General features: G+C 45.7%; 24 protein-coding genes and 1 tRNA gene. 4 read left to right on the top strand and 21 right to left on the bottom strand.

The window, feature by feature from the left end:
• The first annotated feature begins 58 nt into the window (after nt 1-58).
• The gene (glnK, locus tag FD974_RS02610) at nt 59-397 is read left to right on the top strand and encodes a P-II family nitrogen regulator (RefSeq protein WP_215365523.1); all 339 of its coding nucleotides are present in this window, start codon (nt 59-61) and stop codon (nt 395-397) included.
• A 55-nt stretch (nt 398-452) separates the two neighbouring features.
• Here glnK and FD974_RS02605 read toward each other — a convergent pair whose 3' ends face one another.
• On the bottom strand, nt 453-1,484 hold the full coding sequence (locus FD974_RS02605; protein ID WP_215365521.1) for a helix-turn-helix domain-containing protein: 1,032 nt from the start codon (nt 1,482-1,484) through the stop codon (nt 453-455).
• A gap of 81 nt (nt 1,485-1,565) precedes the next feature.
• On the bottom strand, nt 1,566-2,192 hold the full coding sequence (locus FD974_RS02600; protein WP_215365519.1) for a response regulator transcription factor: 627 nt from the start codon (nt 2,190-2,192) through the stop codon (nt 1,566-1,568).
• Between the two features lie 229 nt (nt 2,193-2,421).
• On the opposite strand from FD974_RS02600, the gene ilvD reads away from it, so the two are divergent.
• Complete coding sequence (ilvD, locus tag FD974_RS02595; protein ID WP_215365518.1) at nt 2,422-4,113, top strand: dihydroxy-acid dehydratase; 1,692 nt, start codon at nt 2,422-2,424, stop codon at nt 4,111-4,113.
• 78 nt (nt 4,114-4,191) lie between these two features.
• Here the strand turns inward: ilvD and FD974_RS02590 are convergent, their stop codons facing one another.
• The 15 genes from FD974_RS02590 to FD974_RS02520 all read right to left on the bottom strand — a co-directional run bounded on the left by FD974_RS02590 (nt 4,192) and on the right by FD974_RS02520 (nt 16,393).
• A complete protein-coding gene (locus tag FD974_RS02590; protein ID WP_215365516.1) occupies nt 4,192-4,686 on the bottom strand; it encodes a copper chaperone PCu(A)C in 495 nt (164 codons plus the stop codon).
• A gap of 22 nt (nt 4,687-4,708) precedes the next feature.
• Nucleotides 4,709-5,140: a DUF2244 domain-containing protein gene (locus tag FD974_RS02585; RefSeq protein ID WP_215365515.1), complete on the bottom strand. Its 432-nt coding sequence runs from the start codon at nt 5,138-5,140 to the stop codon at nt 4,709-4,711.
• Nucleotides 5,141-5,172: 32 nt separating this feature from the next.
• The gene (locus FD974_RS02580; protein WP_215365513.1) at nt 5,173-5,730 is read right to left on the bottom strand and encodes a hypothetical protein; all 558 of its coding nucleotides are present in this window, start codon (nt 5,728-5,730) and stop codon (nt 5,173-5,175) included.
• A 3-nt stretch (nt 5,731-5,733) separates the two neighbouring features.
• Entirely contained in the window at nt 5,734-6,090 is a 357-nt protein-coding gene (locus tag FD974_RS02575; protein WP_215365511.1) for a hypothetical protein, read from the bottom strand.
• Entirely contained in the window at nt 6,087-6,281 is a 195-nt protein-coding gene (locus FD974_RS02570; protein ID WP_215365509.1) for a hypothetical protein, read from the bottom strand. The genes FD974_RS02575 and FD974_RS02570 overlap by 4 nt, the downstream gene beginning before the upstream one ends.
• A 175-nt stretch (nt 6,282-6,456) precedes the next feature.
• On the bottom strand, nt 6,457-6,834 hold the full coding sequence (locus FD974_RS02565) for a DUF2946 family protein (protein ID WP_215365507.1): 378 nt from the start codon (nt 6,832-6,834) through the stop codon (nt 6,457-6,459).
• A gap of 25 nt (nt 6,835-6,859) precedes the next feature.
• A complete protein-coding gene (locus FD974_RS02560) occupies nt 6,860-7,276 on the bottom strand; it encodes a DsrE family protein (protein ID WP_215365505.1) in 417 nt (138 codons plus the stop codon).
• A gap of 80 nt (nt 7,277-7,356) precedes the next feature.
• Nucleotides 7,357-9,498, bottom strand: a complete 2,142-nt coding sequence (locus FD974_RS02555) for a TonB-dependent receptor (protein WP_215365503.1) — start codon at nt 9,496-9,498, stop codon at nt 7,357-7,359.
• Nucleotides 9,499-9,562: 64 nt separating this feature from the next.
• Nucleotides 9,563-9,934 carry a DUF2946 domain-containing protein gene (locus FD974_RS02550; RefSeq protein WP_215365501.1) on the bottom strand — a complete coding sequence of 124 codons (372 nt, stop codon included), beginning with the start codon at nt 9,932-9,934 and terminating at the stop codon, nt 9,563-9,565.
• Between the two features lie 173 nt (nt 9,935-10,107).
• Complete coding sequence (locus FD974_RS02545) at nt 10,108-11,607, bottom strand: tripartite tricarboxylate transporter permease (protein WP_215365499.1); 1,500 nt, start codon at nt 11,605-11,607, stop codon at nt 10,108-10,110.
• 39 nt (nt 11,608-11,646) lie between these two features.
• Nucleotides 11,647-12,117: a tripartite tricarboxylate transporter TctB family protein gene (locus FD974_RS02540; RefSeq protein WP_215365497.1), complete on the bottom strand. Its 471-nt coding sequence runs from the start codon at nt 12,115-12,117 to the stop codon at nt 11,647-11,649.
• 175 nt (nt 12,118-12,292) lie between these two features.
• The gene (locus tag FD974_RS02535) at nt 12,293-13,300 is read right to left on the bottom strand and encodes a Bug family tripartite tricarboxylate transporter substrate binding protein (RefSeq protein WP_371817122.1); all 1,008 of its coding nucleotides are present in this window, start codon (nt 13,298-13,300) and stop codon (nt 12,293-12,295) included.
• A gap of 167 nt (nt 13,301-13,467) precedes the next feature.
• A tRNA-Thr gene (locus FD974_RS02530) sits at nt 13,468-13,543 on the bottom strand.
• A gap of 25 nt (nt 13,544-13,568) precedes the next feature.
• A complete protein-coding gene (locus FD974_RS02525; RefSeq protein WP_215365495.1) occupies nt 13,569-14,045 on the bottom strand; it encodes a DUF1854 domain-containing protein in 477 nt (158 codons plus the stop codon).
• Complete coding sequence (locus tag FD974_RS02520) at nt 14,042-16,393, bottom strand: ABC transporter ATP-binding protein (RefSeq protein WP_215365493.1); 2,352 nt, start codon at nt 16,391-16,393, stop codon at nt 14,042-14,044. Before FD974_RS02520 ends, FD974_RS02525 begins: the two co-directional genes overlap by 4 nt.
• Nucleotides 16,394-16,604: 211 nt before the next feature.
• Here FD974_RS02520 and cphA (FD974_RS02515) point away from each other — a divergent pair, with 211 nt between their 5' ends.
• Together cphA (FD974_RS02515) and cphA (FD974_RS02510) are read left to right on the top strand one after the other, a co-directional pair.
• Nucleotides 16,605-18,797 (top strand): cyanophycin synthetase, encoded by a 2,193-nt coding sequence (gene cphA, locus FD974_RS02515; RefSeq protein ID WP_215365491.1) that lies wholly within the window; start codon nt 16,605-16,607, stop codon nt 18,795-18,797.
• Nucleotides 18,798-21,368: a cyanophycin synthetase gene (gene cphA, locus FD974_RS02510; protein ID WP_215365490.1), complete on the top strand. Its 2,571-nt coding sequence runs from the start codon at nt 18,798-18,800 to the stop codon at nt 21,366-21,368.
• 75 nt (nt 21,369-21,443) lie between these two features.
• Here cphA (FD974_RS02510) and FD974_RS02505 read toward each other — a convergent pair whose 3' ends face one another.
• From FD974_RS02505 to ald, 4 genes are all read right to left on the bottom strand, one after another.
• The gene (locus tag FD974_RS02505; RefSeq protein WP_371817121.1) at nt 21,444-22,454 is read right to left on the bottom strand and encodes a class 1 fructose-bisphosphatase; all 1,011 of its coding nucleotides are present in this window, start codon (nt 22,452-22,454) and stop codon (nt 21,444-21,446) included.
• Between the two features lie 62 nt (nt 22,455-22,516).
• Nucleotides 22,517-25,114 (bottom strand): aminopeptidase N, encoded by a 2,598-nt coding sequence (gene pepN / locus FD974_RS02500; RefSeq protein ID WP_215365488.1) that lies wholly within the window; start codon nt 25,112-25,114, stop codon nt 22,517-22,519.
• Between the two features lie 33 nt (nt 25,115-25,147).
• Nucleotides 25,148-25,723, bottom strand: coding sequence for a TMEM165/GDT1 family protein (locus tag FD974_RS02495; RefSeq protein WP_215365486.1), 576 nt, complete (start codon nt 25,721-25,723; stop codon nt 25,148-25,150).
• Nucleotides 25,724-25,856: 133 nt separating this feature from the next.
• Nucleotides 25,857-26,975 carry an alanine dehydrogenase gene (gene ald / locus FD974_RS02490; protein WP_215365484.1) on the bottom strand — a complete coding sequence of 373 codons (1,119 nt, stop codon included), beginning with the start codon at nt 26,973-26,975 and terminating at the stop codon, nt 25,857-25,859.

Genomic DNA, 26,975 nt, shown 5'->3' with positions numbered 1-26,975 from the left:
GCCTTGTTTAGGCAATTGATTTCAGTTCTAGGTATGATTACTGTATTAAGGGGAATATATGAAGCTAATCACATCCATTATTAAACCGTTCAAACTCGATGAAGTTCGTGAAGCCTTAGCTGAAGTTGGTGTTACTGGCTTAACCGTTACTGAAGTCAAAGGTTTTGGTCGTCAAAAAGGACACACTGAGCTATATCGTGGCGCAGAGTACGTTGTCGATTTTTTACCAAAGGTCAAAGTAGAAGTCGTTGTTGCTGACGATCGCACAGAAGCAGCGATTGAGGCTATTACCAAAGCAGCCCGCACTGGAAAAATTGGTGACGGTAAGATTTTCGTTAGCCCAATAGAGCAAGCTATTCGCATTCGCACTGGCGAAACTGACGACTCAGCAGTTTGATGTATTCCTCTTAGTAAGCGGGGGTGAAGCTACGCATGGCTGCCCCACTTACTACTTAGCGAAACTGGGAGTCTGTAGGATCTACGGAAGGCTTCACCAACCCAGTCGCCTCCAAGATAAGCGTTTTTCCAGCAGGGTCTGCTAGGCGCACTTTCGTGCCCTGAAAGAAAACATCCACTTCCCTAAGCCCAGAAGTGAGAACCTTAAATGGTGGCTGACCATAAAAAGAGGCACCAACCCCCGGCTCCAACAATTTATTCTGGGTTTTTCCGCTGGCATCGACCACACAAACCACTTGCTTGGATTTAGCCTGCAGGTAAACCATATCGCCTGCCTTGCGAGGCGCTTCAGGCTTAAAGCGAATTATCGCCTCCTCAGCGGGGCAAGCTGTTGAGAGCTCCGAAGCAATTACTGGCGAAGACGCTGGCACCGTTGCAGGCACCGCTGGAGTGACAGGCAGAGTTGCTGGTGTTGATGGCGCCGGAGCAGATTCAGATGGCGTAGGTGATGGCGTTTGTGGAACGGCTATCACCTCTTCTTTAACAATCACCACCTCTTGTGGATTGTCTGCAAAAAAGAATGAGCTCAAATTGATAATGGCAAATGCAGCGGCAGCCAAGACACTCAACCACAAAAATAAGTTCTTTTTCTTTGCAGGTTTTGACTCAGAAGAATCTATTGAAGATACAGCTTCCTTTGGCACCTCATTTAATGGAGAGAGGTCTTGCTCAGGATTGGCAGATTCCGTTTTTTGCTTTGGAGTGGATTCTTTAACTGGATTAATTGGCGCTTGCACTTCTTGCGCTATTGCAGTTGGTTCTGGCTCCACTTCTTTGGGCACAGTTTTTTCATCAAGCTCAAAAGCTTCTTTCTCACTCAGACCCAATAGTTTTGCTACTTTTTTAGCAGCAGTAAATTTAACTTGGGCACTATAGAACGTAGCACTCTCACCATTCTCAATCTGCTCAATTTGGCGAGTAGACAAACAAGCCATTCCACCAAGATCCTTGGCACTCAAGCCAAGCTTTTCTCTTGCCTGTGCAAAAGCTGCCTTATTTATCTCGGGGAGTTTAGAGTTACTAGTCACAAAAGCGCTTTTAGTGAATTATTTGCCAAATTCGTGCCTCATCATAGTTCTTAATCTATACAAGGGAAATTAGCCAAACAGCTAACTTTTTTCAATATCTTCAAGCTCTGACTCTAGATACTTGGCAACCAGCGTTTGAACAGACTCAACATGCATTTTGTCCATCACTCTAGCCTTGTGAACCTTAATCGTTGCATCAGTGGTTCCGAGCTTGACAGCAATATCCTTATTAAGCAAGCCCTTTACTAGCCAAAAACAGACCTCTTTTTCCCTTGGGGTTAAGGTGGCGTAGTCCTTCTTGGTTTCCACCTCCTTAGAGATACGCTTTAACTGACGTCGATCGAACTCCACCGCATCAGCTACCGCTTTAAGCAAGTCTTCCAAGTTAAAGGGCTTAAAAAGGAAGTCAATAGCCCCTTTTTTGAGGCCTTTCACAATCTGATGGGGGTGGCTTTGGCCACTTACAAAGACAATCGGGGTCTTGCGACCCATTTGCAGTAATTTTTCCTGAAGATCTAAACCGGTCATATCCGGCATTTGCATGTCTAACAAGATCACTGCTGGTGATACCGGCAGGGAATGCTCTAAAAAGGTTACCGCTGAAGAAAAGTCCTCAACCATGTATCCCACCTCCTTAAGCATTCTGCTTAAAGAGGTGCGCATTGACGCATCGTCGTCAATTAGGTAGATGTGGCCAACTTTAGTCATTGAATTTGAAGGAAAAAGTTACGAATAGTGCAATTTACTGCAGCTATTTTCGAAAGGATATTAGCTATGAAGCTAATACTAGGGGGTAATCAGCAAATACAATAGCCAGATATGCCTAAAAAGACATATCGCAAAGTAGTAGAAAAGGTCATATAAACCCCTGCACTTTGCTTTATCTCACGGCACAATAGAGCTTTTCGACCAATTCTTTTCTGGAGTCAATATCAGCATGAAACGCTTAAATGAACGCTCGCGCAACGTTACCGAAGGAGTTGCCCGCGCTCCCAATCGCTCAATGTATTACGCGATGGGCTACCAAGAAACGGATTTTGTAAAACCTATGGTTGGTGTGGCCAATGGGCACTCCACGATTACCCCCTGCAATAGCGGCTTACAAAAACTGGCTGATGCAGCAGTTATAGCCCTGGAAGAAGCTGGTGCCAAGTCCCAGTTATTTGGCACCCCAACAGTATCCGATGGCATTGGCATGGGCACTGAGGGCATGAAATACTCCCTCGTTTCTCGTGAAGTGATTGCTGACAGCATTGAAACCTGTGTGAATGGTCTATGGCAAGACGGTGTATTGGTGATTGGTGGCTGCGACAAAAATATGCCAGGCGGCATGATGGCGCTAGCGCGTACCAACGTTCCTGGTATCTATGTTTATGGTGGCACGATTAAACCTGGTCACTTCAAAGGCAAGGACCTCAATATTGTTTCTGCATTTGAAGCGGTTGGTGAGTTCACCTCTGGCCGCCTGAGTGAATCTGACCTCAAGGGCGTTGAGCAGCATGCCTGCCCAGGCAGTGGATCTTGCGGTGGTATGTATACCGCCAATACGATGAGCTCTTCATTTGAAGCGCTTGGCATGAGCCTGCCTTACTCATCCACAATGGCCAATGAAGATGCTGAGAAAGTTGCTAGCGCGCATGAATCCGCAATCGTGTTGGTGGAGGCCATTAAAAAGAATTTGCGTCCACGCGACATCATTACCAAGAAATCCATTGAGAACGCAGTGAGCGTCATTATGGCCGTTGGTGGATCGACAAATGCGGTTTTGCATTACCTCGCGATTACCAGCGCTGCTGAAATTGATTGGACGATTGATGATTTTGAGCGTATTCGCAAACGCGTTCCCGTCATTGCCGATATGAAACCCTCTGGTCAGTATTTAGCAACTGATCTGCACCAAGCTGGTGGCATCCCACAAGTGATGAAGATTTTGCTCGATGGCGGACTTTTGCATGGCGATTGCATGACCATCACCGGCAAAACGATTGCTGAGACACTCAAAGATGTCCCTTCAGTGCCACGCGCTGATCAAAAGGTAATTCGTACTCTTGATAACCCAATCTATAAGCAAGGTCACCTGGCAATCCTCAAAGGAAATATTTCTCCTGAAGGCTGCGTAGCCAAAATTACGGGTCTTAAGAATCCCTCCATTACTGGCCCTGCCCGCGTCTTTGACTCTGAGGATGATGCAATGGCAGCCATCATGGCGCAGAAGATTAAAGATGGTGATGTCATGGTCATTCGCTATGAAGGCCCTAAAGGCGGCCCTGGTATGCGTGAGATGCTCGCCCCTACCTCTGCCTTAGTTGGCCAAGGCTTAGGCGAGTCTGTAGGCCTCATCACCGATGGTCGCTTCTCTGGTGGCACATGGGGAATGGTAGTTGGACACGTAGCTCCCGAGGCTTATGTAGGCGGAACGATTGCCTTGATTGAAGAAGGCGACTCCGTCACAATCGATGCCCACAAGCTACTGATTCAGCTCAATGTCAGCGATGAAGAGATTGCTAAGCGTCGTGCTGCTTGGAAGCAACCTAAACCTCGCTATACGCGCGGCCTGCTAGCAAAATATGCAAGTCTTGCAAGTAGCGCTAGCAAAGGTGCGGTTACTGACTTGGATTTAAAAATCTAAGTGAATTGCTCTAACTAAAAAGCCCCTAGTGAGAACTAGGGGCTTTTTTATTGGCTCAGCAGTACTGCCAAATCAATCTTAGTGCTTCATTCCGCTACCATGACTACTATCATGAGAGCCGCCTTGAGCGCCCATTGCATTGACTGGCATCTTCACTTCTACTTCGCCAGCCTTAGCAAACTTGAGTTTGACTGGAACAGTTTGACCAGCTGCTAATGGGGCCTTGATATTCATAAACATGAGGTGCAAACCGCCTGGCTTTAATTCAACTGCACCACCAGCTGGCACTGGAATATCCTTTACCTGGCGCATTTTCATCACATTGCCTTCCATCGCCATTTCGTGCAACTGCACTTCACCAGCCACTGGAGAGCTAGCGGAGATCAGTTGATCTGCTTTGCCTTTGTTCTCAATCTTCATAAAACCGCCGGCAGCCATTTGGCCTGGAACCGTTGCGCGGGTATAGGCATGTTCAATCTCTACACTGCCAACTTTAGCGTTTTGTGCATTTGCCAAACCAACTACGCTAAGCGCTGAAACCAACAATGCTTTGAATAATGTGTTACGTGTCATTCTTACTTCCTCCTAGTTAAATTCAAATTCCGAGATATTGTTGAAGCTCTTTTTGAAACTTCTCTCGCTCATTTACTCCAACAAAAAAACCAATGACCACTTCTTGATTTGCACTTTTTAATGCGATATCTCTATCCGCCTTACCCGTTGAAATGACTTTGGTCCAGACTGTATTAAATTCATGCTGCTGCAACTTGCCACCCCAGCTTCTCTCAAATAGAAGCTGCTTTCCAGCTATCGTGATCTTTTCATAGTCAAGCGCATGGCGGGTGTAGATATACAAAGCAATCGTTAGGGCTAGGATTTCGATGGTAGTAAAGATAATGACCATCCATACCCCAATTAATAAAAAGTAGCTTGCTACCAATAGCGAAAAACAAACAATGGAAGCGTAAAACATCCCCACCTGTTTCGGTGAAAAGGAGCAATTTCGTTTCATATACCAAGTACGCATATATCTACTTTAATCGGAATATCGCCATGGTATTAAAAATTCCGAATGAAGGGGTTTTGAGCCATAAATAGCTCCTCCCTTAGCTGATGAATGCGCTCCTCAATCAGCCGGTAGGCAGGCTTATTGGTCTTGGCTTGCAAGGAAAATATCCCATCAATTTCTTGGGCCGCTAAGGGGTCTACTTTTACGGTCGATTTATTGACAAATAAGGATAAAGAAAAATGTTTACGGTACTTTTCCAAGGACTTAATTTTCTTGCACTGAGCAGCGATGCTTCGCAGGGAGATTCGTTTGGCCTTCTTGGGTAAACACCCCAAATAGGAAGACTGGTATTTTTCAATTAATAGTTGGTCAGACGAAAGGTCGACTGGCAATTTCACCAAAATAGATTCATCACTGTAACGCGTAGTCCAGATATAACTAGCCAATTCTTCTGGTTTTAAACGGCTGATATCGGATTTATTGACCGAATTTGGCCCGCAGTAAGTAATCGCAAGTTCCTTATGGGGCAGATCGAAATCTTGCGAAACAGACTGGAGCAATTGCCGAACTGAATCTTCATTTCCAGAAGAGTTAAAAAAGGCGTACATCGATTAGCCCTCCTTTTTCTTGCTGGAATACGGCTTATCAAAATCGATCAGCGGATAGGCGTCGGCTACGTAGGCTGGTCCTTTCATAATCATCACAATAAGCGCCCCAAATCCAATTGTAAAAATTGCTGTGCAGTAAAACACAATCAAGCTGATGACATAAATATCCACAGTCCCGATCCAACGCTGCACCTCACTAACGCTGCCAGCAATTGGAAATAATCTAGCTAAGAGTGATGGCAGACCAAGCCCCAAAAGTCCAAAGACAAATACCTGCGGAATGTGACGTAAAACCTTACGCTCCACCCCAGGAGCAACCTTAGGGTGATTCTTTAGCTTATTAAAAAATCGGCTCATCATGTCCTCGTTTCATACACATAATTATGGGACTTAAGGCTGACTGGTGTCATCTCAAATTGCGGCTTATTAGCCTCATAAGCAGCCTGAGCCTGCATAAAGCTATAAATGCCGACAATCCATACTACGCAAGCCAAAAGGCTTAACAATAGACCACGTTTTAGGCCTCTTGCTGAATACCAAGAATTATTCATAATGGCATGCCTCGACTAATAAGCCAGGCAATTAAACCCAGCATGGCACCAATGTTGATATGCATTTTCAGATGCAGCATCTGTTTTGCTAAATTCATCACTACTCCCAACCCAATTTATGGTGAATCACCATCAACTCTTATCCAGCATGGATAAACCATGCGCCTAAACGGAATTAAGAGGCTGTAGGAGGAGCTCTAGAAGGAAGTCTGACCCAGGCAGAATTTCTCTGAGGGGCTTGATATGAAAATTGCGCTTGCGCTGTATAGCTAATAGGAGTTACAAACTCAAATGTGCTGAAGCTAGGCAATAAATAGATTGGCTGAACTACGCAGTACGGGCAGTGACTACCCATAACTGAAGATGAAGAAGGCTCATCATCACCGATGACCTGAGTCATCTTTGTGCCGTTGGTGCTGCAAATCTCAACTACAAAACCTTGGCCATTATTAGCCAAAGATAAAGCCTGTGAAACAGCAGGCGCAAGCGCACCCAACAAGATAGCCAAAGCAGCTATCCAGTGAACGAACTTGCGGTGCTTAATTAAATGCATAACTAATAATACTAAAAATAATCTATTACCAAGTCATTGTTTTGGTATTGTCTTTAAATAAGGCATCACTAGTCACCTTAGCGCCACCCATTTTGATTCCAGGCAATAAATCGGCTTCAGTAAAGCCATAATGTTTTAGGCATAGTGGGCACATAATGACTGTTCCACCTTTAGCAATAATGCCTGCCAACATCTTTTGCTGTTCTGGGTACTTAGATGCGCTTGATTTAACGCCCAAGTACACACCCTTATCACTTAAGAAAACACTTAATGGATGCCCTGCATCATTCATATGGGAGCCAAAGTTAAATGCCATCGTTGCGCGATGTGGCTCATCACTAGTCAAACTTACAAATAGCGGATCATTGGCACCAGCAAAAGCTGACAGAGATAAAGTGGCTAATACTGCTAGTACTGCTGATTTCAAAGATTTCATAAACATGAACTACTCCTTTTTAAAAATAACAATTAATTTTCCTGATAAAGCGCATACGTAATTTGATACATAACAAACTATTTTCACTAGAACTTCATATTTGCAGAGACATAGAATGTTCTCCCCATGCCGGCAACTGCAGTTCCCCATGGAACTCCATTCATTGACATGGTGTTTCCTTGACCTAAATATGCTCCGCCTTGCGGTAATGCATAAAGCTTGTTTAGTAAGTTTTCAATTCCAAAGTTCACACGGTATTTCTTATCGTCATATGAGGCGCGTAAGTTGTATAGTGAATAACCGCCAGTAGCGATCTCATTTCTAACGGCATTGAGGTTTGTCTTAGCCGCTACAAATTGACCTTCAATAGTATTGGTCCAGTTGGCGCCTAAATACTGCACAAGACCCAGCTTTCCATTCAGAGGCATGATGTTGTACAAATTATCACCAGTAGTCACATTCTGACCGCGGGTATAAGAACCTTGACCCGTCAACTGAAAGCGACCTAACTGCTGCAGCTTACCCAACATCACATTACCGGAAAGATCCAATCCATAGAGTTGCGCATCTTGATTAACATATTTAAGAACATTAAATCTATCTACAGTACATGTTGTATTGCAAGCTGCATCAATATAGTTGCTCACATAAGTGTAATAAGGATTTGCTTTAAACCCCCATACGTCCTTATTGGCATCATGCCAATCACTGGCTAGACTAATCGTGTTGGCAACCTCAGGTGCTAGCGTGATTTGCCCTACATAGCCGTTACCATCACCAACAAAGTTATTCATGATCGCTGCCATAGGGGTCGTAGACCATGAGTAACGCTCGTAAAGATTGGGCGATCTCGTTTTGCGAGAATAGCCAGCCTCGTAATTTTGTGTATTGTCTGGCTTATATCTTGTTAAAGCCGTTAAATCCCAGTTGTAATCAGTTTGCTTGTGTTGCTGTGCATTGAAGGCATTTGCTTGAGATTGATACATAGAGCTGTAGCCCTGTACATTGCCTGCATTTTCTCCAACCTGCTCTAAACGAATCCCCGCTAAACCCATTAACTCTTTGGACCACTGTTGCTCCAGCTCGCTAAAGAGAGCTAAGCGATCCCGTGTACCGTTATTAATATTTTGAAATGTATTGGGGCTCATCATCATTGAATTACCAGATGGTGGCCACCAATCATTTAGCTTATATCCCTGCCACTCGGTTCCTACTCTAGCGAGTTGAGTCTCAGAAATAGGCAGCGTGCCTTTGATAATTGCGCCATTCGTTGAGCTGGTTGCCAACATAGGCATTGCAGGAGAGGTTCGCGAACCGGTGTTGTCATCCATCTGATGGTTGACCATTTGGTTATAGGCTTGTGCCTCTAGAGTTCCCCAATCATATTTACCGGTGTACTTGAGGTTAAATTGCTCACTTTGATTTTTAGTCATATCCATACGCTGGTTTGCATAACCTTCGAATGGAATAAATTGATATCCCGCTTTAAATTCAATTAAATGATTCTCTTTTTGCCAGGCTAAAGAGAGTTGTTGATTGGTGGCGATATATCTTGAAGCACCGACTGTGCTTGGTGAGATTCCATTGCCAGGGGCTTTAAAGTTTCCACCAGCAGTGTAATTACCTGCTTTTACAGAGTCAATTGTGTAGTTGGCGCTAAATTCATCAGTTGCTGCCGTGACATTTAAATTCCCACCAATCGCTGTTGCATTACTACTGTATGAAGCACCCACCTCACCTTGCGTCAGCGTCTCGCCTTTGTTGGCAAATACTGGAGGCAATGATTGAACAGAAACAACGCCACCCAAGCTATCTCCGCCGGCACTTACAGGCGATAGACCAGTAATCACTTTGACGCTACCCACATTGGATGGGCTGATATATGACAGCGGTGAGTTCATATGGTTTGGGCAGGAAGATAACAGTGGCATGCCATCCACATTGGTGGATACTCGATCATCTGCTAAACCATGGATTGCTGGTAAGCCAGACACACCCCCGCCTGAATACATGCTTACACCGGGAATATTGAGGAGCATTGCAGCCGTATTGGGAGTATTCACCCGCGACTGATTGAGCTTCTCACCCTTCAGAATAGTCTGCGTCAGTGGCGCATCCTGTATTCCTGTTACGGTTAAGGAATCAATACTGGGCGCAACCTGTGCGTACGCCCCTGAAAGCATCATAGATGCTACTAACGCCATCGGCGTCATTCTTACTAATTTCATTTTTATCACCAAAACAATGACCGCAATGGTCAATTACAAAACCCCAATTGGGAAGAATGTAGTTTTAGGCGATAACAGGAGGTGCTGCGGAAGGAGGCATGACCCAAACAGCAAGAGGTTTGGGTGATTGATAGAAAAGCTGTGGAAGCAAGGCAAAGCTTTGCGGAGCTTCGAACTTGAGGTTGGTATTGAACGCTGGGGTAATAGCGCTATGCGTTACGCAATATGGACAATGCTTTACTTCTGCAAGCTCAGATTGATCTTCACTCTGAACCTTGATTTGTAACTGCGTTCCATCAGCAGAACAAATCTCCATAGCAAAACCTTGGCCATGCTGCGCAAGCGAGACCGCTTGTGAAATACTTGGCGCAAGCGCACTCATTGCAATGGCTACTGCTGCAATCCAGTGAATGAAACGGTTTTTATGGAAATTCATGTTGACAGAATTCTAGCGGATTTTTTATTGGGTGAGGGTTTTCCCATGTCGACACTGATAGCTTTGTGCATCCATTTACATAATAGAAAAGGGGGCTTGCGCCCCCTTCCCTTTGCTCAATCTTCGTTTTTGGCTAAATCAAGCGCTATCGTTAAATCTCAAGTCTTCAATACTCAAGCTGCAACAGCTTTTTTCTTGCCAATGACTTTGCTGATTAAAGGCCATACCAACAAGAGAATCGCTAAGCCACTGATGCCGCCAACTAGGTAGTTTGAGAAGAAGATATCTAAACCACCACCAGACATGAGCATTGACTGACGGAAAGAATCTTCCGCGCGGTCACCCAGTACTAAGGCGAGGACCATAGGAGCCATAGGGTAGTCCAGCTTCTTAAAGACATAACCAACTACACCAAATATCAGCATGAGCCAGACGTCAAATGAAGCGTTACCTACGGTATATGCACCCACTGCACAGACCACCAGAATGACTGGTGCAATGATTGAGAATGGAATTCTCAAAATCGATGCAAAGATTGGAACGCAAGTTAACACTACGATCAAACCAGCGATGTTTCCAAGATACATACTCGCTATTAAGCCCCATACGAAATCAGACTGCTCAACGAACAGCAATGGACCAGGTTGTAGACCCCAGATTAGCAAGCCACCAAGCAATACGGCCGCTGTAGGAGATCCTGGAATACCTAAGGACAGCATTGGTAACAAGGCGGCAGTACCAGCGGCGTGAGCAGCTGTCTCAGGAGCAATCACCCCTTCGATTTCACCCTTACCAAACTTATCGCCATTTTTGGATACGCGTTTAGCAACGCCGTAAGCCATAAATGAAGCTGGGGTAGCGCCACCTGGAGTAATACCCATCCAGCAACCAATTAAGCAACTGCGCAATGAAGTCGCCCAATACTTCGGCAAAGTAGCCCAAGTCTCGAGTACAACCTGACGACGAATTTTTGCAGCAGCACCTTTAAATTGCAGACCCTCTTCCATGGAATCTAGAATTTCGCCGATACCAAACAAGCCGATAACTGCGATAAGGAAGTCAAAGCCGCGCATGAGTTCTTGGCTTCCGTAAGTTAAACGGAGTTGACCAGTAACGGTATCCATACCTACGGTAGCTAGAGCAAAACCGAGCATCATTGATGCAATCGTTTTAAATGGCGAGCCCTTACTCATACCTACGAAGCTACAGAAGGTGAGTAAGTACACTGAGAAGAACTCTGGGGGTCCAAACTCGAGCGCAAACTTAGCAATTAATGGTGCCAAGAAAGTAATCATCACGATGGCAAAGAAAGCACCAACAAATGATGAAGTAAACGCTGCGGTTAAAGCCTGTCCAGCCTTACCCTCACGAGCCATTGGATAACCATCAAAGGTTGTCGCAACGGACCACGGTTCACCTGGAATATTAAAGAGAATGGATGTAATTGCCCCACCAAATAATGCACCCCAATAAATACAGGACAGCATAATAATTGCAGAGGTAGGCGGCATAGTAAATGTTAGCGGCAGCAAAATTGCAATACCGTTAGCACCACCTAAACCTGGCAGTACACCAATAATCACGCCAAGTGTTACGCCAACAAACATTAGTAATAAGTTGAATGGCGTCAAGGCTACAGCAAAGCCTTGAAATAGAGCGCTAATTTCTTCCAACTTGATCTCCTTCTTTTTTAATTTTTGTAATTGTTATTTTTATTGCACACCAATAATCGCTAATGGATTAAAGAGTGAGCCATGTGGGAGTGGAACTTGGAACCAAATCTCAAAGACCATAAAGAGTGCGACTGATACACCCAAGCCAACCGCAATCGATTTCCACAGTGCATATTTACCTAACCAACGCATAAATATCGCGATGTAGATGAAAGCGGCAACATAAATGCCAATTAACTGCATTCCGAGAACGAAAACAGCTGCTGGCAATAAAACAGAGAGAACTTGTTTAAATGGACCTCTATCAACAAAAGATTCCTCTTCTTCACTCTTATCTTTAAACGCTTTGAAGAGAGTTACCGCACTAGCTGCTGACATGATCAGGCTAATGTAGAAAGGGAAATAACCTGCCTCCGGGCCATCTGAACCCCAGCCATTGCCCAACTTGATAGAGCCGTACATAAAAATAGAGCCCAAGACAATAAATAGAGCTGCAGTAATCATATCCATTGTCCGGACGCTAACGAGCGACTCGTGACTATTATTATTTGAATTATCAGACATTACTTCGATCACCAATATGAGGGTTAATTAAAAAAACAATACTGAATTACTTCTAGAAATCACTAAAAGTGAATTTACCTACTCAGGGATAGGGCCCCGGATTTGGGGCCCTATTTAGAGATTACTTCTTAGCCAAGAAACCAGCTTCAGTCATCAACTGCAAATGAAGCGCTTCGTTCAAGGTCAACCAGTTTTTAAATTCTTTACCGGTCATAAAGGTTTGGTTAAACGCACCTTTTTCCATGAAGTCTTTCCACTCAGGAGTTGCGCGAACTTTCTTGAAAAGCTCTACATAGTAATCAACTTGCTCTTGAGTTACGCCAGGAGCCATGAAGATACCGCGCAACATCACGTAATCAGTATCTACACCAACTTCTTTACAAGTTGGAACGTCATTCCATGAAAGAGTTTCTGTCATCTTTTGCTTGTAAGGCATACGAGTGTCATCAAACACACACTGAGCACGCAACTTACCAGCACGCCATTGAGCAACTGCTTCAATGGGGTTATTTACAGATGAATCAATATGGTTACCAACGAGTTGAACTGCTACTGCGCCACCTCCCTTGAATGGCAAGTAGGTGAACTTAGCACCAGTTGCCTTCTCAAGCGCTACAGTAATAATTTGATCTTCCTGCTTGGAGCCTGTACCACCCATGCGGAACTTACCTGGGCCAGCTGCCTTAGCTGCTGCAATAAATTCAGGCGCTGTTTTGTAAGGCTTATCAGCATTGGTCCACAGAACAAACTGGTCAAGAGCCAACATTGCTACTGGAGTAATTTCTTTCCAGTTAAATGGAACGCCAGTTGCCATTGGTGTAGTAAAAAGGTTTGACAGCGTAATGATGATCTTATTTGGATCGCCCTTAGCTTCTTTAATCGCCAAGAAACCTTCGGCACCCGCTCCAGCAGATTTGTTGATAGGAATGATCGACTGCTTCATCAAGTTATGTTTAGTAACGATACCCTGGATCACACGAGCCATTTGGTCAGCACCACCACCAGGACCGGCAGGGATGATGAACTCAACTGGCTTGGTTGGTTCCCAAGCGGCAAAAGCAGGTGAAACTCCAGCAACACCGAGGGCTAATGCGGTGGAAATCAAGGCCCCTTTTAACTTCATCTTCATGAACGCTCCTCCTAAAAAATTGGAATACCAATATTACTTTGGCTTTTATTTATTGTGTAATGATTTTTGATCTTCAGAGCTTGAGATGTCTTGATTGCAATCAACAATTTTCAAATCAATACCTAGTACTTACACTAATAAACCTAGTGTTAACCCTAGTGAAATAATGGTGCCGCTTGCCGGAATCGAACTGGCGACCTTTTCATTACGAATGAACTGCTCTACCAACTGAGCTAAAGCGGCCTAGAGAGCTAAAAGCAGAATGATTCTAGCGGAAACGATCTAAAAACTTCTTGCTGAGCTTGTCTAATTGGGTCGAATCTTTGATTAAGAATTGCAAGCCATTGGAATCGGCAATAAGCAAGGTATTGCCAGCAATACGACGGATATCTTCTTCACCCTTAAGACGAATTCGGGTTGGCCCACGATCAGTTTCAATATCCCAAATACTAGGGGTTGCATAGGTAGAGACCTGCGTAATTTTTTGAATCACTGGCATAAATTCACGAGCTGCTAACGCTTCCTCAATGAGCGCAAGCTCTTCCTTTGGAATCTCTGCTACGTCATCAAACCAACATAGCTCCTTACCAGAAGAATCCATGATGGAAACACCTGCACCTGGAGCAGTAATAGGAAAAGCCCTTACTGGATAAACACCAACATGACGCTGTCCATTGCGATCAATCAATACCAGTCGTCCAAGAGAATCACGCTCAAGTGAATGAGGCTTTAAGTATTCATTCATACTCCACCCCCAGTTTGCTTTGCTAATAACTGCAAATTCTCTTCTGCTCTTTCATTCTCGCCCTCTTCAATACTCTCACCGATTGCGCCACCCTCAACCAGTTCTGCTGCGTGACGTAATTGAGCTTGATATAGAGCGTAATAAGCACCTTGAGCTTCCATGAGCTGCTCATGAGAACCGATTTCTACAATCTCACCTTTATCTAGCACCACTAAACGATCCGCTTTCCTCAAAGTGGAAAGGCGATGCGCGATTGCAATCGTTGTACGACCCTTGACCAAGTTATCTAAAGCTCTCTGAATTTCTTTTTCAGTCGTGGTATCAACGGAAGAAGTGGCTTCATCCAAAATCAAGATACTTGGATTAATTAACAATGCGCGTGCAATTGAAATGCGCTGACGCTCGCCCCCAGAAAGTGATTGGCCACGCTCACCTACTAAAGAGTCGTAACCCAAAGGCAGGCGCAGAATAAATTCATGGGCATGTGCTGCGCGCGCAGCCTCAATGACTTCTGCACGCGTCGCATCTGGTTTTCCATAAGCAATATTCTCAGCAATCGTGCCAAAAAATAAAAATGGTTCCTGTAAAACAAGGCCGATCTTTTTACGATAGTCGGCAATCCGGATACTGCGTATATCCCGCCCATCCAGCATCACTGAGCCTGCGCTCACGTCATAAAAGCGGCAAATTAAATTGACCAAAGTACTTTTACCGGAGCCGCTATGACCGACTAAACCAATCATTTCACCGGGAGCAATATCTAAGTCAATCCCTTTGGTAACGGCGCGATTACCATACCGAAAACCAACACCTCGCAAAGAGATTTGACCTTTCACATCACCCAATGGGGCAGGATTAATGGGCTCTGGTACGCTAGAAACGTGATCCAAAATATCGAAAATTCGTTTAGCCCCTGCAGCAGCTTTTTGAGTATGCGAAACAATGCGACTCATAGAATCAAGGCGAATATAAAAACGTCCGATGTAAGCCAAGAACGCGATCAATACACCAACAGTGACTTTCTGATGGGCGACCTGCCAAATACCAAATCCCCATACAACCAATAAACCGGTTTCAGTTAGCAGGGTAACTGTTGGGGAAAACAAACCCCAAACGCGATTGACACGATCATTAATTTGTAAATTATGTTTATTGGAATCAACAAAGCGCTTAAGCTCACGATCCTCTTGCGCAAATGCTTTTACTACACGAATACCTGGAATTGTGTCGGCCAAAATATTAGTAACTTCAGACCACACGCGATCAATCTTTTCAAAACCAAAACGCAACTTATCGCGCACCACATGAATCATCCACACAATAAATGGCAAAGGCGCTAAGGTCACCAAAGCCAGTAGTGGGTCAATCGACACTAAGATTGCCGCCGTCATCGTGATCATGATCACGTCGGTCGCAAAATCTAGCGCATATAAAGAAAGAAAAACACAAATACGATCCGTCTCAGCCCCAATACGAGCAATTAAGTCTCCGGTTCTTTTTCCGCCAAAGTATTCCAAAGAAAGTTTGAGTAAATGCTCAAATGTGGTATTGCGTAAATCGGCGCCAATGCGCTCGCTTACCAAGGCTAAAAGATAGGTCTTCCACCAACCCAAACCCCAAGCCACTATTGCCGCAACAAATAAGGCCAATAAATATTTGCTAGCTAAAGCAAAATCAATTGGATTGCCTTTTTCGTAGGGGATCAAAACATGATCCATCAGCGGCATCGTTAAATAAGGTGGAATTAAGGTTGCACCAGTCGAAAGCAAGGTCAATACAAAACCTAGTAACAACTGTTTTTTATACGGTCTTGCAAAGCGCCATAGCTTCAATAAGGTCCAAGTAGAAGGCGGTGCGTCATCCTCTGGATCACAAGTAGGGCAAATATCCGAATGCGCTGGCCTTGTGCTCAAGCAAACTGGGCATATCTGCTGATCGTACTCAGTCAACCCTGCCGGAGCCACATGCGGACGATCAGTTTTGGCCAACTGCCTAAAGGCCCCTTGCAGGCGCAAAACTTGGGGGTTCACCGCCAAAGTGAAATACCAGGTCCGCAAAAGCGTATCGTCAGCCTCTAGCTTCAGATGCCCTACTCCAGCATGATCGCCATGGGATAGATTTGCCCCAGAACTAAGGGACCAAAATTCAGCATCTTGGCTACTGATCCAAAAAAGTCCTTCTGGAACTAAGCCGAGAAGGCTTCTCTCAAAGCGCAGATCTCCATTGAGGTCCAATTCCACCCAAGCCAGCAAGGGTCCACAGCTTTTCACTGGGGACCGAGCTCCCTCTAAAACGCCTACCCAAGAGCTTGGTGGCGGAGGGCAAGATGGGGAAATTTCTAGCTTCATTAATTCCAAAAGTATAGTGGAGCTAAATTTTTTAGATTTTGCCTTCCTGTCAACTTAAATGGCCAGAAAGCCGTTACATTGTCGAAGTAAGCTTTTTTATATATTTTTGCTAATTTTGTGGATTTCTTTAATTATTAGAACCTGAGAGACTGTTTGAGATCTTTCCGCCCATTCCCCCTACGGCGGCACTCATTCCACCCTTTTTCCACATATGCCCCAATTACTAGACAAAACCATTGAGATTCTTGGTCACCGACATCTGCGTGGCCCCAATATGTGGAGCTATAACCCTGCTCTAGAGGTTTTGATTGATATTGGCGAGCTAGAGGACTACCCGTCCGACCTCATCCCCGGTTTTTATGATCGCCTCAGCAAATGCCTCCCCAGCCTTCATGAGCACCGTTGTAGTTATGGTGAACCTGGCGGTTTTTTAAAGCGGGTCGAAGAAGGTACTTGGCCTGGGCACATTCTGGAGCATCTCACCATTGAACTCCAAAACCTCGCCGGTATACCAGGGGGATTTGGTAGAGCCCGTGATGGTGGGCGTCGCGGTGTCTATAAAGTGATTGTTAGCGCTACCGAAGAAGCCGTCACTCTGCAAGCTTTTACCCACGCTCGAGATCTCCTTCTGACACTAATTAAGGACAATGGAGATTTCATCGCCCAACGAGAGCAGATTCTTGAAAGCCTCAGGGAACTCAGTGATGATCTCTGCCTGGGCCCAAGCACTGCCTGCATCGTTAATGCAGCGACCGCCCGAGAAATTCCCCACATTCGACTATCCAGCGGCAACCTCGTCCAGCTTGGCTATGGCTCTAAACAACGTCGTATTTGGACGGCCGAAACAGATCACACTAGCGCCATCGCAGAAACTATTTCGCGCGACAAAGACCTTACTAAGAGCTTATTGGCTAGCGCTGGCGTCCCCACTCCAGAAGGTAGAACTGTCACAAGCCCTGATGATGCTTGGGAAGCGGCACAAGATATTGGCTTACCCGTTGTCGTCAAACCGATTGATGGCAACCATGGACGTGGTGTTTTCATTAACCTTTATACCCAACAAGAAATTGAAGCAGCCTATGCAGTAGCGATTCAAGAAGGTAGCGAGGTCTTGGTAGAGCGCCATATCATTGGCGATGAACACCGTTTATTGGTAGTCGGCAATAAAGTGGTTGCAGCCGCCAAAGGTGAAACAGTTTGGATTACTGGTGACGGCAAACATACCGTACTGGAGCTAATTGAAACTCAGATTAATTCAGATCCGCGCCGCGGGACTACTGAAGAATGCCCGCTTAATCCAGTGCGCATTGATTCTGCTGTAGAGCTGGAGTTAGCACGTCAAAAACTGACTGGATCGAGTATTCCTGCCATTGATCAAAAAGTGCTTATTCAAAGTAATGGCAACGTTGCTTTTGATGTTACTGACTTAGTGCACCCTGATGTGGCCAGCCAAGTTGCTTTAGCCGCCCGCGTGGTCGGCTTAGAAATCGCCGGTGTAGACCTCGTTGCACAAGATATCAGTCAACCACTTGAAGCACAAAATGCAGCCATCGTAGAGGTGAATGCAGGCCCTGGACTACTCATGCACTTAAAGCCTGCCAGTGGCAAGCCGCAACCTGTTGGCGAAGAAATTGCTAACCATCTATTTCCACCAGGATTTGATTTCCGCATTCCCATTATTGGGGTTAGCGGTAATAAAGGTAGAACCGTTGTCGCTGAAATGGTTGCACACTTTATGAGGCTTACCAATCTGCACGTTGGGCTATCAACCAGCCAGGGCCTCTATTTTGGCAGCCGATCGATTAAGCGAAACTCTGCGTCTCATTGGGAAAACGCTCGGCGTACCCTACAAAATAGAGCCATTGAAGCAGCCGTTATTGAAAGTGATAATGCATCGCTTTTGCTCGAAGGCCTCGCTTACGATCAATGCCAAATTGGTATTGTTTTAAATGTGGATCCTCTGCAATTATTTCCAGAACATCACATTAGTGATGAAGATCACTTATTCAATGTGGTTCGCACGCAAGTTGATGTGGTTTTGCCAACTGGTGTCTGTGTGCTCAATGCTGATGATCCAATCATTGTCAAAATGGCTGAACTGAGTAAAGGTGAGGTCTTGTATTTTTCTAAAGACCCTCACTCAAAGATTATTGCTGAGCATCAAGCAAAAAATGGTCGCTCCATTACTGTGAGTGCAGGGTTCATTACCCTCCAGCAGGGTGATTCAGAAAAACTTATTATTCCAATTCCACCAAGCATCAAACAAGCTAATTCAAGCTGGGCGCCAGATCTCAGTCTTGCTGCCGCTGTGGGAGCTGCTTGGGGCTTGGATATTCCCTTTAACGTGATCGAGGCCGGTGTAGAAACCTTTGTCTCTGACACCAGTATTCCGCCAGGGGTTTAATTGGAAATTACCCGCATCCGTATGTTGCGCGGCCCAAATTTATGGAGCCGTCATACCGCTTTAGAGGCGATTGTTGTTTGCGAAGAGTCTGAGCGCTCAATTGACCTGATCCCCCAATTTGAAATCAAGATTAGAGAGCGCTTTCCTCAGCTAGGAAGCATGCGTCGTGGCGCCCACAATGAGGTCATTTCCTTAGCCCATGCACTTGAACATGCTGCTCTAGGCTTGCAATCACAGGCAGGTTGTCCAGTGACCTTTAGCCGCACCGTCCAAACAGTTGATACTGGTGTTTATCAAGTGGTAGTGGAATACACCGAAGAAGTAGTCGGTCGGATGGCATTTGATTTTGCCTTTGCGCTCATTCAGTCAACCCTAAGTGATGTGGCGTTTGATCTTTCAGCTGCCCTCTCAGAACTAGAAGCCCTTAATGAAGATGTCCGCCTTGGGCCAAGCACTGGCTCGATTGTTGACGCTGCTCTACAAAGAAACATCCCCTATCGTCGTATGACTGAAGGAAGCATGGTTCAGTTTGGCTGGGGTAGCAAACAAAAGCGTATTCAAGCCGCTGAGACTAGCAATACGAGTGCGATCGCTGAAGCAATTGCACAAGACAAAGAGCTCACAAAAAATTTGCTGGCTGCTGCAGGCGTCTCTGTGCCCATTGGGGAAGTGGTCACCAACGCTGATGATGCTTGGCGGGCTGCCCAAAAAATTGGTGGGCCGGTAGTGCTCAAGCCAAAAGATGGCAATCAGGGCAAAGGTGTGGTTGCCAACATTCAAACCGAAGCAGAAGTTCGCGCAGGCTTTATCGTCACCCAAGAGTTCGGTCGTCAAACGATTGTTGAGCGTTACCTACCTGGCGCAGACTACCGCTTACTAGTAGTCGGTAATCGTCTATCAGCTGCGGCGCGGCGTGAACCCGCTCAAGTGGTAGGGGATGGCAAACACACTGTTGCACAACTAGTGGAACTAGAAAATAAGAATCCGCTTCGAGGTGATGGTCACGCCACTGCTCTTACTAAGATACGCTTTGACGATATTGCTCTAGCCCATTTAGCTAGCAACAATCTTTCTCCCGATTACATTCCTAAAACTGGTGAGCGCGTTTTATTACGCAACAACGCCAATCTCAGTACCGGCGGCACCGCCACGGATGTGACTGATGATGTGCATCCCGATGTTGCTGCAAGTGCGATTGCTGCCGCACAAATGATTGGTCTTGACATTGCCGGGGTCGATATTCTGTGTGAAGCAATCTATAAGCCTCTAGAGGCCCAAGGTGGTGGCATCGTTGAAGTCAATGCTGCTCCAGGTCTACGCATGCATTTAAAACCCTCTTTCGGCAAGAGCCGCGCTGTTGGTGAAGACATCATCAATATGATGTTCCCTCTAGGTGAGGATGGGCGCATTCCCGTGGTGGCAGTCACCGGAACCAATGGCAAAACAACGACTGTAAGGCTTATTTCTCACATCCTTGATCAAACAGGCTTGCGTGTTGGCATGACCACAACTGATGGCGTCTACATTAACCATCGACTGATTGATTCAGGTGACTGCAGCGGCCCCAAGAGCGCCCGCAATGTCCTCATGCACCCAGATGTTGATGCCGCAGTTCTAGAAACAGCACGCGGCGGCATGCTACGTGAGGGGCTTGGCTTTGATCGCTGTGAAGTTGCCGTAGTTACCAATATTGGTGAAGGCGATCATTTAGGTTTGAACTACATTACCAGCGTAGAGGACTTGGCTATTCTCAAACGCGTCATTGTTCAAAATGTTGCGCCAACTGGTGCCGCAGTTCTCAATGCTACCGACCCCATCGTGGTCAAAATGGGTGATGTTTGCACAGGTCGCGTGATCTTCTTCGCCCAAAATCAACATCACCCTGTGATTGCCGCCCATCGAGCCAAAAACAAAAAAGTAATTTATTTTGATGGTAGCGAAATTATCTGCTCTAAAGGCTCTCGAGTGCTTTATCGCTTTCCGATCAGCGATATTCCATTGACTCAAAATGGGGTGTTAGGTTTTCAGGTTGAAAATGCCATGGCCTCAATTGGTGCTGCCTGGGCATTAGGTCTTGATACCGAGACCATTAGGCAAGGCTTAAGATCATTTGAAAGCTCTGCAAATGCTGCGCCAGGACGCTTTAATCAATTCCAGCACAAAGGCGCTACCGTGATTGCCGATTACGGACATAACCCTGATGCAATGAGAGCCCTTGCATCCGCCATTAACGCCATGAAGCCCAAACGCAGTCATGTAGTAATTAGTGGCGCCGGCGATCGTCGTGATGAGGATATTCGTGATCTGACCCGCGTCTTAGGAAACAGCTTTGATAATGTGATCCTCTATCAGGATCAGTGTCAACGTGGCCGTGAAGATGGGGAAGTGCTCAAACTTCTACAAGAAGGATTGGTTGGCACCACCAAAGCTAAACAAGTAAAAGAAATTACCGGTGAATTCTTAGCCATTGATACAGCGCTCAACGATTTATCTGAGGGTGATATCTGCTTAATTCTGATTGATCAAGTAGAAGAATCGCTCGCTTATCTCAAGCAAAAAGTACAAGCCTAAAGACAATCTCCAAAATAAAGCCCAATCTGTGACTGGGCTTTTTTCATACTAGAGATCGGCATTCTCTGTCACCTCTTAGGCTTGAGAGTGATAATGTTGCAAACGCTCAATCTCTTCTTTAGAGCCCAGCATCACTGAAACACGTTCATGCAAATCTGTTGGCACTAAATCCATAATCAAATGCTCTCCATTGGTAGAGGCGCCTCCAGCCTGCTCCACTAAGAAACTCATGGGATTTGCCTCGTACATCAGGCGAAGCTTGCCTGGCTTGTGAGGTTCACGCTGATCCCAGGGATACATAAAAATACCCCCGCGAGAAAGCACGCGATGCACATCTGCAACCATCGATGCAATCCATCGCATATTAAAGTCTTTATCGCGCTCACCACTTACGCCAGCCAAACACTCTTCAACATAGCGACGCACAGGCTGGGCCCAATGGCGCATATTGGACATATTGATCGAAAATTCCTTAGTGGAATGGGCTATCTCGACAGCATCTTTAGTGAGTACAAATTCTCCAGTGACTTTATTTAAGGTAAACATCACTACACCATCACCCAAAGTCAAAGCCATCGTTGTTTGAGGGCCATAAACCACATAACCTGCAGCAACCTGATGACGACCTGACAATAAAAAATCAGAATTTTGTAGTGGTGCCAGTGGATCCTGTTTTTTGAGTACTGAGAAAATCGTACCAATGGAGACATTGACATCAATGTTGGATGAGCCATCTAACGGATCAAATAACAAGAGATAGTCACCTGTGCCTTGTACCTTGACTGGTAATTCCATTTCTTCCGAAGCTAAACCAGCTAAAGCTTGGCAACTCTGCACACCCTCAATCAATAAATCGTTAGCAATAATGTCAAGCTTTTGCTGAACCTCGCCCTGAACATTTCCCGTTCCAGCAGAACCTAGCAAGCCAATCAAGGCGCCCTGAGCAACTTCGTGGCTCAAAGTGGAGCAAGTATTTGCCACTGCGAGCAAAAGCTCCTGCAACCCCGTAGGAATTTCTGCGCCCTTCACCTGGGTGGTTTCAAGATATTGCTGAAAATGAATATTGAAATTACTTGAAGCAGTCAAAGGAAGATTCTCCAGATTGGTTTATTTTGCGATTACGCTATTTTGCCTTGTTTGTGGCAGTCTTAACTTGCTAAAGCCTTAGAAACCACCTCTTTAACATCAGCCGATAGGGTTTCACATGCTGCAACCTGCTTGAGCGCGCTCAGCATATGACCTTGATAAGGCTGGGCAAAATGACGCCAGCGATCTAATCCCCTCGCCAAGCGAGCAGCCACCTGCGGGTTGATGGGATCTAATGCGAGGACTGATTCTGCCCAAAATGCATAGCCACTGCCATCGGCTTGATGAAAGCTCGCAGGATTATTTAAACAAAATGCATGAATCACGCTTCGCACCCGATTGGGATTATTCATCTTGAAGGCGGGGTGCTCACGTAAACGCTTCACCTCATTTAAGGTGGGCTCCATGTGTGCCACTGGAGGTCTACTGGACTGCAAGGCAAACCACTTATCCACTACCAAAGCCTCATCAGCGAAACGTTGATGGAAATCTTCAAGACAAGCATTTGCCGACTTTGATCCATGAATCACCAATCCCGCTAAAGCAGCGTAGCGGTCTGTCATATTGTTGGCATTCTGATATTGATTAACCGCCATTGGCGCCCAGATTGCAGGGTCAGCCTCTAAGAGCATGCTGAGCGCTAAATTCTTGAGGGCGCGCTTACCAGCACTGGCTGCATCAGGACTAAATTCTCCAGGCGCTTGCATCTGCTGATAGAGAGCAGCCCATTCAATCCCTAGCTCGCTAGCAATCGCATGGCGGAAAGCGCGGCGCGCAGCATAGATCTTTTGGGGATCGACACTCTTACACTGCTCATATAAATAGGTTTCCGCTGGCAAGGTAAGTGCCAACTCCTTAAAGCTAGGGTCTAAATCCGGATCCGTCAGGAGATTGCGATATGCCTTAATTAAAGCTTCATCGGGCAAACGATTTTCTAAAATCATTTGCATCGCCAGCTTTTGGCCAGCCTCCCAACGATTAAAAGCATCATCATCGCTAGAGAACAAGGTTAATAAATCATCCTCAGTCTGATCAAAATCCAGATTGATCGGCGCTGAGAAATTACGATTCATCGACAGCACTGGTCGACTAGCAATACCACTAAACGTCCAAGTCTGACGCTCTTGGGTAAGTTCAAGCAAGGTTTCTGCTTGATCATTTTGAGCAGTGAGCAAACGCATTCTCAAAGGAATGTGGAATAACTGATCACCAGGCTTTGCGGGACTCTGTGTCAAAGTGACCTGATACTCTTTTCTCTTGGCATCATAAGTTTCCTCAACCTTGACCCTAGGCGTTCCAGCCTGGCTATACCAATTTTTGAACTGCGTCAGATCACGGCCATTAGCATCAGCCATAGCAGCTAAGAAATCATCGCATGTCACTGCCTGCCCATCATGCCTCTTGAAATACAAATCCATGCCCTTGCGGAAACCCTCGACACCCAATAAGGTTTGATACATTCGCACAACTTCAGCACCCTTCTCGTAGACGGTGACGGTATAGAAATTATTAATCTCCTGATATTCGTCTGGGCGGATGGGATGCGCCATCGGACCCGCATCCTCAGGAAATTGAAGTTGACGCAACAGTCGAACATCTTCGATGCGACGCACCGCTCTACCAGACTCACTACCCATTTGATCAGCTGAGAACTCTTGATCTCTAAATACAGTAAGACCTTCCTTTAGAGAGAGTTGAAACCAATCTTGGCAAGTGACGCGATTACCGGTCCAGTTATGAAAGTACTCATGAGCTACAACGCTTTCAATATTGGCAAAGTCGGCATCGGTAGCAGTCTCAGGCTGTGCTAATACAAATTTAGTATTGAAAATATTGAGGCCCTTATTCTCCATAGCGCCCATATTGAAATCACTTACCGCAACAATCATGAAGCGCTCAAGGTCCAACTCAAGGCCATAACGTTTCTCATCCCAATGAATTGAAGCAATGAGTGAATTCATTGCATGACGGGTTTTAGGAAGATCGTGTGGCTCAACCCAAATTTGCAAGAGCTTCTTTGCACCACTAGTTGTAGTAATAGTCTCTTCAATGCATTCCAACTTGCCAGCAACCAAGGCAAAGAGATAGGATGGTTTTGGAAATGGATCTTCCCAAACAGCGCTGTGCCAGCCATTAGGCAATTTCTCGGTAGCAATCAAATTGCCATTGGAAAGCAATACTGGGCACTCCGATTCACGCGCACGCAGGGTAACGCGATACCGGGCCATGACATCAGGCCTATCTAAGAAATAGGTAATCTTTCTAAAACCTTCCGCTTCGCACTGGGTAAAGAAGTTGCCATTAGAAACATACAAACCCATCAGTGAGGTATTTTTTTCTGGGATACATACGCAAATGATCTCGACAATAAAAGCTTTCTTACCACCCTCTGGCAAAGCATGAATAGTGAGCGTTTCCGGGGTGAGTTCAAATTGTCGATGTGCCTGACCATTAATACGCAAGCTCACAAATTCCAGTTCATGGCCTTGTAAAACCAAGGGCATATCTTGCTCATGATTTACTCCTGGCAATACCTCTATGTGACTCTTCACAATCGTCCTAGCTGGATCTAGAGCGATATCTAATTCAACCTGTCCGAAGGTGTAATTTGGAGGGAGGTATTCAAGCCTACGAAAGCTTTGTGGAAGATCTGTTTTCATGGGCCAATTTTAAGCCCCTCGTAAAACTTTGGCTTAACCCCAAATTAAAGTTGCTATCCCAATGAGAATGAAGGTGATTGCTGCAATACCGTGCACCCATTTAATGGGCATGCGCTTGGTAAATTTTTGCCCAATCCATACTGCAGGGGCATTAGCCAACATCATCCCCAATGTGGTGCCAATCGTGACTGCCACAACATCCGAATACTTCGCCCCCAATGCAATCGTGGCAATCTGGGTCTTATCACCCATCTCCGCCAAGAAAAAGAGTCCTACGGTCAACATAAAGACCTGAAAGGCACGGTCGGCTACCTTAGACCCTGCAGCATCATCAATATGATCCGGCACCAATAACCAAAGGCCAATACCCAGAAAGCTCAAACCCAATATCCACTTTAAGGTTTCCGGACTGACAAAACTGGTTAACCAATGTCCTAAAAATGCAGCGCAAGCATGGTTCGCAATGGTGGCGATGAATATTCCGGCAATAATCGCTAGGGCTTGCTTGGGATAGCGCGCGGCAAGCATCAATGACAGGAGCTGGGTCTTGTCACCCATCTCGGCCAAAGCCACTACACCAGTAGATAGGGCTAATGCAGAAAAATCCATGAATCCAGTCAGTGAAAGTATTGTGAATACAGAGAATAAAGGAATCCAACACCCGTCCTTTATCGCCACTGAAATCATAGAGTAAAAAGAGCCGACATCACTTGAATATCGGCCCTTGGCGCTGCAGAATTGATTAGGCAGCTAATAATTCATCAGCCGAAACAAAATCAATCTTCTGAGCTTTTGCTACTGGCTCTGAAGTTAAATGACCTTGGTAGACACTCAAACCATTACGTAAATGACAATCATGAGATAAGGCAGCCATGATGCCTCTGTTTGCCAGTGCCTCTACAAATGGGTAGGTAGCATTTGTCAAAGCAAAGGTGGATGTCCGAGCTACAGCACCAGGCATATTGGCAACGCAATAGTGAAGCACCCCATCTACTATAAAAGTAGGATCGGCATGGGTCGTTGGGCGCGAGGTTTCAAAACAGCCGCCTTGATCAATTGCCACATCAACGACGATCGCACCTGACTTCATTTTTTTCACCATCTCACGAGTGACCAATTTTGGTGCCGCAGCGCCTGGCAGCAATACCGCACCAATGACCACATCGGCCTCACACACTTCGATTTCAACTAAGAGTGGATCAGCGTAATAGGTTCTCACTCGATTGCCATATAAAGTATCAATTTGCCTTAAACGATCAATATCGCGATCAAAGATACACACTTCGGCCCCCATACCAATAGCCATTTGCAATGCGTTTTTACCCACTACCCCAGCCCCAAGAATGACAACCTTGGCTGGAGCTACACCAGGAACACCAGCCATCAATATTCCAAGACCACCATGGGTTTTCTCCAGATGCGTCGCCGCAGCTTGAATCGACATCCGCCCCGCCACTTCACTCATTGGCGCCAACAAAGGTAAGGCTCCACTACAAGACGTCACAGTCTCATACGCAATGCAGCTCGCTCCTGAATGGATTAGTGCTTTTGTTTGCTGTGGATCGGGCGCTAAATGTAGGTAGGTAAATAAAATTTGATCCTCGCGCAACATGGCACATTCCTGTGGTTGCGGCTCCTTTACCTTCACAATCATCTGCGCTTTTGAAAATACTTCAGTAGCGCTATTAATTAAGGAGGCTCCAGCCAAACGATAGGACTCATCACTTAAACCAATTTGCTCTCCCGCACCACGTTGCACCAATACGGAATGGCCCTGCTTACACAAACCCCTTACATTGCCAGGTGTTAAACCAACACGAAATTCATTATTTTTTACTTCTTGAGGTAAGCCAATAATCAT

The sequence above is a fragment of the Polynucleobacter sp. es-EL-1 genome (genome assembly GCF_018687975.1).
In the GTDB taxonomy this organism is placed as follows: domain Bacteria; phylum Pseudomonadota; class Gammaproteobacteria; order Burkholderiales; family Burkholderiaceae; genus Polynucleobacter.
This window is presented reverse-complemented; position numbering and strand designations above follow the sequence as displayed.